The following is a 9,860-nucleotide window of genomic DNA, read 5'->3' on the forward strand; positions in this document are numbered from 1 at the left end:
CCGGCCGGGCAGCCGGCGCATGACGAGGACGCCGAAGGAGATCGGGTCGTCGCCGACGTGCTCCACGGCCGTGGCCGCGAGCAGCGAGACGTTGTCGGTGAGGGCGGCGAGGCGCTGCCCGGCGCTGACCCCGCGCTGCCCCACGGCGACGTGGAGCTCGCCGAGCAGGCCGAGGTACTGCTCTCCCGTGATCGGGCGGCGGGCGTGCAGGTCGACCCAGCTCTTGGCCCGGGGCGAGGGCGCCGGCGGGTGCGGGGCACGGGCGAGCCGCACCCAGAGGTCGGCGAGGGCGCGCGCGTCGCCCGCGGGCACGGACGTCACCGGCACCGGCATCCCCGATGACGTCCGGCGCCTCGCCCGAGACGCTCGCGCTGATGTGCAGGCCGGCGTCCATGAGCTCGTAGACCTTGGAGGGGATGGTCAGCTCGAGCCCGGGCCAGGCGCGCAGCATGACGAGGGCGGTGTCGGCCCAGGCGTAGTGCTGCGGCACCTCGGTGCGCGGGACGATGCCGAGGAGCTCCACGTCGACGCCGGCACCGGCCGCCTCCTGCTGGACGAGGGCCCGTCCGGCACCGCCCCCGACGACCCGCAGGCGCACGGTGACCCCGGCCTCCGCGGCCAGTCGGGCGGCCTCGACGGCCGTCTCGAGCCCCTGCGCACGACCGACGGTGCCCACGTAGACGACCCGCAGCTCACCCTCGAGCGGACGCGTGGGCAGCTCGAGCGGAGCCTCGAAGGGGTGCGAGGCGTTGCGCACGACCCGCACGTGGCGAAACCGGCGCTCGCGCAGTCGCTCGGCGAAGGAGTGGGTCGTCGTCACGACGACCGATGCTCGCCGCTGCAGGACGCTGGTGCCCACCGCGGCGACCCGGGCGAGCGATCGCTTGACGTGCTGCCGGCCGGTGACCCGCTCCCCGTCCCAGCGGTCGATGACGGCGAGGAGGTCGGGCCAGGCGTCGCGCATCTCGAGCACGAGGGGCCGGCGCATGAGACGGGAGACGACGACCCCCGAGATGAGCGAAGGGAGCGCCGGCACGGTCGTGATGACGACGTCCGGCCGCGCGTCACCGGCGAACCGGCGGGCCAGCCAGACGGAGTGGGCCGCCCCGATGACCTGGTCGGTGAGCAGTGACCAGACCGAGCCGGTCGTCATGCGGTAGGCCGCCCGGTGGACGACCTCGCCGTGCGAGCCGTGGTGGACCGTCCCCGCGACGAGGCCGGCGGCCTCGGGCCAGACCCGGCCGCTCGGGTAGTGGGGCACCGGGGTGATGACGGCGACGTCGTGGCCGTTAGCGGTGAACCACTCGACGAGGCCCTCCCAGCGCTGCTGCGGGGCACCCATCTCCGGGGGGTAGTGATGGGTCAGCAGGAGGACGCGCACGCCACCTCCCCGACAGTCATGCGCGCCATTGTGCCTGACGCACGCACAGGTCCTGCGCACCGCCGGGACGTGTCCATCCAACACCTGAACGCCAGTTTGGACATCCATAACTTCTCGTTATGCTCCGTGGGTCCCGTCCGAAGAGAGGTTCCCTCGTGCCCACTGCTGCCCCCCCGGCCGCCCTGACGCACCTCGACGTCCTCGAGTCCGAGTCGATCCACATCATCCGTGAGGTCGCTGCGGAGTTCGAGCGCCCCGTCCTGATGTTCTCCGGCGGCAAGGACTCGATCGTCATGCTCCGGCTGGCCGAGCGAGCCTTCGCCCCGGCCAAGATCCCGTTCGGACTGCTCCAGGTCGACACGGGCTTCGACTTCCCCGAGGTGCTCGCTACCCGCGACCGCTGGGTCGAGCGCCTGGGCATCGAGCTGCACGTCGCCTCCGTCGAGCAGGCGATCGCTGACGGCATCGTCATCGACGACGGCAAGACCTCGCGCAACCGGCTGCAGATCGGCACCCTCCTCCACGCCATCGAAGAGCGTGGCTACACCGCGGCCTTCGGCGGCGGTCGACGCGACGAGGAGAAGGCACGCGCCAAGGAGCGCATCTACTCCCACCGCGACGACTTCGGCCAGTGGGACCCCAAGAACCAGCGGCCTGAGCTCTGGTCCCTCTACAACGGGCGCATCCACGAGGGCGAGCACATGCGGATCTTCCCGCTGTCCAACTGGACCGAGCTCGACATCTGGCAGTACATCGGCCGCGAGCAGCTCGACATCCCCGAGATCTACTACTCCCACCAGCGCAACGTCTTCGAGCGCGACGGGATGCTGCTCACCGCGAGCGAGCACAACCCCCTTCGTCCCGGCGAAGAGGCCCGCGAGCGCACCGTGCGCTTCCGCACCGTCGGCGACCTGACGCTCACCGGCTGCGTCGAGTCCGACGCCAGCACCGTGGACGAGATCATCGACGAGATTTCCGTGGCCCGCCTCACCGAGCGCGGCGCGACCCGTGGCGACGACCGCTTCAGCGAGGCCGCCATGGAGGACCGCAAGAAGGAGGGCTACTTCTGATGAGCACCGACACACTGACCACTCCCCCGCCCGAGACGACGACCGTCGGCACCGACCTCGACCTGGGGCTGCTCCGTGTCGCGACGGCCGGGTCGGTCGACGACGGCAAGTCGACGCTCATCGGGCGGCTCCTGCTCGACAGCAAGGCGATCTTCGAGGACCAGCTCGAGGCCGTCGAGGCCACGAGCAAGGCGAAGGGTCACGACCACACCGACCTCGCGCTGCTCACCGACGGTCTGCGCAGCGAGCGCGAGCAGGGCATCACCATCGATGTCGCCTACCGCTACTTCGCGACGCCGCGGCGCAAGTTCATCCTCGCCGACACCCCCGGCCACGCGCAGTACACGCGCAACATGGTCACCGGCGCCTCGACCGCCGACCTCGGCCTCGTGCTCGTCGACGCCCGCCACGGGCTGACCGAGCAGTCCCGCCGACACACCGTCCTGTTGTCGCTGCTGCAGGTCCCCCACATCACGCTCGTGGTCAACAAGATGGACCTCGTCGGCTACGACGAGTCCGTCTACACGCAGATCCGCGAGGACTTCCTCGCCTTCACCGAGCAGCTGCGGGTGCCGGCCGTCGCGACCTTCCCCATCAGCGCTCTCGTCGGCGACAACGTCGTCGAGACGAGCGATGCGATGCCCTGGTACACGGGCACGAGCCTGCTCGAGCATCTCGAGACCGCCGAAAGTGCCGACCTCTTCGAGACGAAGGGGGACCGCTTCCCCGTCCAGTACGTCATCCGCCCGCAGCAGGGCGAGCACCGCGACTACCGCGGCTACGCCGGCCGCGTCGAGGCGGGGACCTTCCGCGTCGGCCAGGACGTCGTCGTCCTGCCCAGCGGCGTGCGGACAACCGTCGCCGGCATCGACACCCTCGACGCCACCCACGACCAGGCCGTCACCGGGCAGTCCGTGACGCTGCGTCTGAGCGACGAGGTCGATGTCTCCCGCGGTGACCTCATCGCCGATGCGGAGCACGCCCCCGAGGTGACCCGCGAGATCACCGCGACCGTCTGCTGGATGACCACGGGCACGCTGCACAGCCGTCAGAAGCTGCTGCTCAAGCACACGACCCGCACGGTCAAGGCGATCGTCGACGGCCTCGGCGCACGACTGGATGTCAACACGCTCGAGCGCGACGGCGAGGCCAGCGAGCTGGGCCTCAACGAGGTCGGGACCGTCTCCCTTCGCCTGTCGCAGCCGCTGGCGGTCGACGCCTACGCGACCCACCGGGCGACGGGGTCCTTCATCCTCATCGACCCGACGACTGGCAACACCGTCGGCGCCGGGATGATCTCGGGCACCCACGGGGTCGAGTACTCGATCTGATCGGGTACGACGAAGGGGGCGAGCCGCAGCTCGCCCCCTTCGTCGTGCCCCTGGAGGGGTCAGCCCGCGTGCGCAGCCACCGCAGCGGCGACCGCCTCGGCGACGCCCTCCTGGAAGACCGGCGGGACGATCTTCTCCGCCGAGGGCTCCTCGACGAGGTCGGCGATGGCACGCGCGGCGGCGAGCTTCATCTCCTCGCTGATCTGGACCCCGCCGGCGTCGAGCGCCCCGCGGAAGATGCCGGGGAAGGCGAGCACGTTGTTGATCTGGTTGGGGAAGTCGCTGCGGCCCGTCGCGACGATCGCGGCGTACTTGTGCGCGAGGTCGGGGTGCACCTCGGGCGTGGGGTTGGCCAGCGCGAAGATCATGCAGTCCTCGGCCATCGAGGCGACCTGCTCCTCGGGGACGGAGCCACCGGAGACGCCGACGTAGACGTCGGCACCCTTGAGCGCGTCACCGATGGTGCCGGTCTTGCCCGAGACATTCGTCGTCGCCGCGAGCATCTCCTTGTGCGCCACGAGGTCGTTGCGGTGCTTGCCGATGATGCCGCGCGAGTCGCACACGACGATCTCGGTGACGCCGGCGAGCTGCAGCAGCTGGGTCACCGCGACACCGGCCGCACCCGCGCCCGAGACGACGACGCTCAGCGTCGACATCTGGCGGTCGAGGACCCGGCAGGCGTTGATCAGGCCCGCGAGAACGACGATCGCGGTGCCGTGCTGGTCGTCGTGGAAGACGGGGATGTCGAGCCGCTCACGCAGCTTGCGCTCGAGGTCGAAGCACCGCGGCGCCGAGATGTCCTCGAGGTTGATCCCGCCGAAGCTCGGCGCCATCCGGGCGATCGCGTCGACGAGCTCGTCGACCGACCCCGACTCGATGCACACCGGGATCGCGTCGACCCCGCCGAAGTGCTTGAAGAGCACCGCCTTGCCCTCCATGACCGGCATGGCGGCGAGCGGGCCGATGTCACCCAGACCGAGGACCGCGGTGCCGTCGGAGACGACCGCGACGGTGTTGTTGCGGGCGGTGAAGCGGCGCGAGAGCGACGGGTCCTGCTCGATGGCCAGGCACACATCGGCGACGCCGGGCGTGTAGAGCAGCGACAGGTCGTCCTGGTCGCGCAGCGGCTTCGTGGCCCGTACCTCGACCTTGCCACCCTCGTGCGCGGCGAAGGGGGGCGCCGTCAGGTCGAAGGTGGTGGTGGGCTCGGACACAGACACGGCAGACAAACCTCGGACTAACTCGATGAAGCAGATGGTGGGGCGCCCTGCAACGGCCGGGTGTGGCCACGACGGGCGGCGGGTGAGCCGAGCGCAATCCTCGCACACCGGGTGCGCGGGCTTCGAGGCTCCTTCGTCACATCCCGACCCGCGAGCAGGTTCCGAGGCTCCTGCGTCGCACCTCAACCAGGGAGGAGTGCCATGATCGAATTCGGACACGATGCGGGCGGATTCGGACATGCGGCAAAGAGTCAGGAGATGGTCAGTTGAATCTTGAAGGGCAGCACACAGGCCTCCGGGGGGAGACGCCGAGCGCACCGGCGGCCGCGTGGCGCCCCGTGACGGATGACATCCGGGGGCGCCACGTGGCGGGACCAGCCACCGTCGACGTCGACCGACAACGCCACCCCGTCCACATGGCCCTCGTCCTCGAGGGCGCCTGTCGGCTGCGGCAGCACGACGGCACCGTCGTCCCGCTCCCCCACTCCACGCTCCTCATCGAGCCGACCCACGCCACGATCGAGGTGCTCGACGGCGCCCGGCTCGGGCTGGTGAGCTTCCTGTCGGTCGCCTCCGGCCCCGGTCTGCTCGAGACCGCGCCCGGGCTGCGTCAGCTCGCCCCCGTCGACGCGTCGCTCACCCGGGTCACGGAGGTCGTCATGGCCTGGGTCCTCGCGGAGCCGCCGACCGGGACCTTCGCCCGCCACATCATCGACCGGACCCTGCGGGACCTGATAGGCGGTCTGATCCTCGACAGCCGGTTGCGTCCGGTGACCGCCCCGGAGCAGAGCCTCTACTCGGCAGTCCTGCACCACATCGCCGACCACTACGCCGATGCCGACCTCGGCCCCGAATCCATCGCCGCCGCCTTCAACGTCTCGCCCCGCCATCTGGCTCGCGCCTTCCAGGAGGAGGCCACGACCATCACGGCGAGCATCGCCTCGACCCGGGTCAGTGTCGCGGCCGCGCTCATCGGCCAGCAGCCCGAGCTGGGCCTGGCCGAGGTCAGCGCCAAGAGCGGCTTCTCCTCGCTGCAGGCAATGCGCCGCGCCTTCCGCGCGGACGGGCGCAACTCCCCTTCGGCGCTGCGGACGCTGTCCGCGCAGCGCCACCGCGCCGCCAACCGCTCCCGCCGCGACGCCGACGGCGCGGGTGACGGTCGGTGACGGGTCCGCGGTCTACGATCCGGTCATCGAGGCCGGTCGGTGCCTCCCCTTCGCCACGGAGCACCACTTGCGCCCACGCCCTCTCCTCGCCGTCCTGCTCAGCCTCGGCCTCGCCGGTGGCACGCTCGCCGCGTCCGCCCAGGCCAGCCCTGCCGCCCCCGACGGCCGCGTCCGTCCTCGCCGGTGACCTCGTCGCGCACGTCCGTCGAGTCGCCTGGCGGTCGGCCGTCCTACGGCGTCCTCGTCGACGGCCGTCTCGTGCCCGTCGCGGGCGACGATCTGGCCACCACCCCGGGCCGCTCCCGCGTCACGGTCGACGTCGCCGTCCCGCAGACCTCGCCGACGCGCGCCGCCGGGCGGACCCTCCACGTGCCCACGACGAAGGGGGGCGCTCGCCACGACCTGCACCGCGCGGACCTCGCCGCGGCCGCCGACGCCACCCCAGCGCCTGCAGACTCCGACATCGCCGCCGCGAGCATCGACACCGCCCTGGCTCCCGGCTCCGAGCCGCTCGAGGTCACCCACCTGGCCGGCGCCACCCAGGCGGCGGCGAGCTACACCCCGGCCACCCGCGCCATCACCTATGTCGAGGTCACCCCGCGCGGGATGACCCGCGAGCCGGTCACGACGACCTCCGCCACCCAGCAGGTCGCCAGCGCCGACGGCTACTGGCGCGACCAGTCGCGCAGCGAGATCAAGATCGGGGCGCCGTCGATGCGCACCCACTACACGTCCGCCTACTCCTGCGCCGACGACCCGATCGCCCGCTTCCAGGAGGCCGCCGACCGCGTCGGATATGCCTTCCGGGACAACTCCAGCCTCGTGCTGCGCCTGCCGCGCGCCGCCGAGGCCGGCTGCGGCTACGGCCTCGGCATCGTCGGCGACTCCCCCAACGACTGGGGCGTGCTGCACGTCGCCGACTCGCGCTGGCCGGTCCTCGCCCACGAGCTCGGGCACAACATGTCCTATGGCCACGCCAACTCGCTCGTGTGCAGCGGCCGCAGCGACGACACCGAGCGCAGCGGCGAGTGGAGCACCTGCCGGGAGGAGGGCTACGGCGACGCCCTCGACGTCATGGGCATCTCCGGCGACACCGCCGGCATGCTCTCCGCACCCCAGGCCCTCGCCACCGGCATGCTCGCGTCGGCCGCGTCGGTGTCGGTCGGCGCCGGCACGAGCACGGTGACGCTCAAGCCGGTCTCCGGCCGGGCCGGGGTGCGCGCCGCGGTCGTCACCCCACCGCCGCACCGGCGTGAAGTACTGGGTCGAGTACCGCACCGCCGCCGGCCGCGACGCGACCAACCCCACCGGCCAGTCGACCGGCGTGCGCGTGCTGCGCCGCAACTCCCAGACCGGCGACACCGTGCTCCTCGACCCCACGCCGACCGGTGCCCACGACCGCAGCATGAGCCTCGCGGTCGGTCGCACCCTGACGAGCAGCGACGGCAAGATCACCGTGACGACCCAGTCCGCGAGCGCCACCGAGGCCGTCGTGCGGATCAGCAACACGTCGACGCCGGGCACCTTCAGCCTCGTCTCGTCACCCAGGATCACCGGGACGAAGGGGGTCGGCAGCACCCTCACCGCGTCGACCGGCTCGTGGTCGCCGACACCGACGTCCTACAGCTACCAGTGGCGGCGCAACGGCGTGGCGATCAGCGGTGCGACCGGCCGCACCTACCGCGCCACGACGTGGGACGCCGGCCGCTACCTCACGGTGACCGTGACGGCCCGGCGCAGCTACTACACCTCGCGCTCGGCGACGTCGGCGAAGGTGGGCATCCCGATCCACGCGACCACCCGCCCGTCGATCAGCGGCACCCCGCGGGTCGGCCGCACCCTGACGGTCATGGTCGGCTCGTGGACCCCGAAGCCGAGCTCCTACAGCTATCGGTGGTACCGCGACGGCTCCGCGATCAGCGGCGCGAGCGCGAAGACCTACACCGTGCGCTCGGCCGACCGCGGCCACAAGGTGCAGGCGAAGGTCACCGCCCGCCGCACCGGCTACGTCACGGGCTCGAAGCTGACCTACAGCGTCGTCCCGCAGTGACCAACACGCTCACCGCGACGCGACCGCCCGCTCGAGGGCGGTGACGACCTCCGGGTCGTAGTCGTAGCCCAGGCCGAGGTGCAGCCGCTCGAGGGCGACGGCCTGGGCCCGGGCGGAGACGGCACCCTCGGTGATGTCGTCCCAGGCATTGGCGACCCGCACGATGCGCGAGGGCAGCGGGATGTGCTCGCCGAACTCCCGGGTGCGGCGGAAGGGCGTGCGCACCTGGTCGAGATAGGGCGTGAGCTCCGCGAGCTGTGGGGTGCCGGCGATGACCCGCGCGACCGACCGGGCCATGGTCGCCTCCTCGGCGGTGCTCGCGTGGATCGTCGCTCCCCCGCGCAGCTGCTCGCGCAGCCCGAGTTGCCCGACGTCGTGCAGCAAGGCAGTGCGCTCGATGGCGCGCAGGGTGACGACGTCGGCGCCCATCTCCCGGCCGATCGCGACGGAGAGGTCGGCGACCCGCTGCACGTGACCGACCCGGGTCAGGCCGGTGATCTCGCTGAACCTCGACAGCGCGACGACCGCCTCTTCGAGAGCCTGACGGGTGGTGACGACGCGCTGGACGGACAGATAGCTGAGCAGCACGGGCAGGGTGAGCAGCGGGGTGGCCGCCCAGTCGAGGACCGGGCTCGCGAGGGCGATGAGGGGCCCGGTCGCGACGGTCGCCGCGGAGATGCCGGCGAGCGGACCGACCTCGGCGGCGACGACGTGCCGCCACCCGCCGCGCTCGGTGACCCAGACCACGACGTTGTCCAGACCGCGCTCGACGAGACCGCCGACCACGGCCGCGACGAGCAGGCCGAGGGCGCCGAGCGCGCTGTGGGTGCGCTCGTCGAAGGCCCACTCGACGAGGGTCTGGCCGTCGCTGACGATGCCGCGTGCGAGCAGGGTCGTCACGACCATTCCGAGGAAGCGCGAGCCGAGCGAACCCTCGACGACCGAGAGCCCACGGGCCCGGGCGACGAGCCCTCCGGCGAGGATGCTCAGCCACACCACGGCCACCACGGTCCACGCGCTCGGCACCTCGCCGCCGAAGCTCAGCGGGCTGAGGATCAGGCCGAGGGCCGGGGCGGTCGTCAGGGGGGCGATGACCCGTCCGGCGATGCGCAGCGGCAGCTGCTCGCCGAGGACGATGGCGATGATCGCCACGACGCTCGCCGCGGTGACCATCTCCGGCGTGACGTCCGCCCACAGGGCGGCGACCGAGCCGATGAGGATCGCCAGGCAAAAAAGGATCAGGCCAGGGCGCTGCACGAGGCCGCTCATGGCGCGCCCACCCGCGGCAGCTGGCGACGCTCGAACGCCCGGCGGAGCGCGGCGACGCACTGCCGTCGAGGCCGTGGCCAACCACCGACTCGCAGTGGTCGACGGCATCGGCCGGGCTCCACCCTTCGGCCACGAGGTGGCCCCAGGTGTCGGCGACCGCCAGCACGCGCCCCCCGATCGGGATGCCCTCCCCGACGAGTCCCCGGGGATAGCCCTCGCCGTCGATGCGCTCGTGGTGCGCGGCGACGAGCTCGAGGGGCTCGCGCAGGAAGGTCACCGACCCGAGCACGCGGGCCGCCGCCTCGGGGTGGTCACGGCGCACGATCGCCCGGCGCGGCCCGTCGAGGGCGAGCATGCCGACGTCGCGCAGGCG

The 9,860-nt window shown here is 72.1% G+C and carries 7 protein-coding genes and 1 pseudogene; 4 read left to right on the top strand and 4 right to left on the bottom strand.

The annotated features are described in order from the left end of the window. Positions 1-1,381 (bottom strand): glycosyltransferase family 4 protein (locus AC2W7J_RS11365; RefSeq protein WP_485982491.1); only part of this gene is annotated, 1,381 nt, incomplete at its 3' end. A gap of 155 nt (positions 1,382-1,536) precedes the next feature. On the opposite strand from AC2W7J_RS11365, the gene cysD reads away from it, so the two are divergent. Next, positions 1,537-2,451, top strand: a complete 915-nt coding sequence (gene cysD / locus AC2W7J_RS11370; RefSeq protein ID WP_485982493.1) for a sulfate adenylyltransferase subunit CysD — start codon at positions 1,537-1,539, stop codon at positions 2,449-2,451. Then, the gene (locus AC2W7J_RS11375; RefSeq protein ID WP_485982495.1) at positions 2,451-3,782 is read left to right on the top strand and encodes a sulfate adenylyltransferase subunit 1; all 1,332 of its coding nucleotides are present in this window, start codon (positions 2,451-2,453) and stop codon (positions 3,780-3,782) included. The genes cysD and AC2W7J_RS11375 overlap by 1 nt, the downstream gene beginning before the upstream one ends. A gap of 59 nt (positions 3,783-3,841) precedes the next feature. Here AC2W7J_RS11375 and AC2W7J_RS11380 read toward each other — a convergent pair whose 3' ends face one another. Then, positions 3,842-5,002: an NAD(P)-dependent malic enzyme gene (locus AC2W7J_RS11380; RefSeq protein ID WP_485982497.1), complete on the bottom strand. Its 1,161-nt coding sequence runs from the start codon at positions 5,000-5,002 to the stop codon at positions 3,842-3,844. Positions 5,003-5,367: 365 nt separating this feature from the next. On the opposite strand from AC2W7J_RS11380, the gene AC2W7J_RS11385 reads away from it, so the two are divergent. Both AC2W7J_RS11385 and AC2W7J_RS11390 read left to right on the top strand, forming a co-directional pair. Continuing rightward, positions 5,368-6,168 (top strand): helix-turn-helix transcriptional regulator, encoded by an 801-nt coding sequence (locus AC2W7J_RS11385; protein WP_421007028.1) that lies wholly within the window; start codon positions 5,368-5,370, stop codon positions 6,166-6,168. 1,252 nt (positions 6,169-7,420) lie between these two features. After that, positions 7,421-8,218: a hypothetical protein gene (locus AC2W7J_RS11390; RefSeq protein WP_485982499.1), complete on the top strand. Its 798-nt coding sequence runs from the start codon at positions 7,421-7,423 to the stop codon at positions 8,216-8,218. A gap of 9 nt (positions 8,219-8,227) precedes the next feature. Here the strand turns inward: AC2W7J_RS11390 and AC2W7J_RS11395 are convergent, their stop codons facing one another. Then, positions 8,228-9,487: an HD-GYP domain-containing protein gene (locus AC2W7J_RS11395; protein WP_485982501.1), complete on the bottom strand. Its 1,260-nt coding sequence runs from the start codon at positions 9,485-9,487 to the stop codon at positions 8,228-8,230. 124 nt (positions 9,488-9,611) lie between these two features. Next, positions 9,612-9,842 (bottom strand): annotated as a pseudogene (locus AC2W7J_RS11400) (HD-GYP domain-containing protein); the annotation flags it as partial. Positions 9,843-9,860 lie beyond the last annotated feature (18 nt).

The sequence above is a fragment of the Janibacter sp. CFPM2_SD2 genome (genome assembly GCF_057364645.1).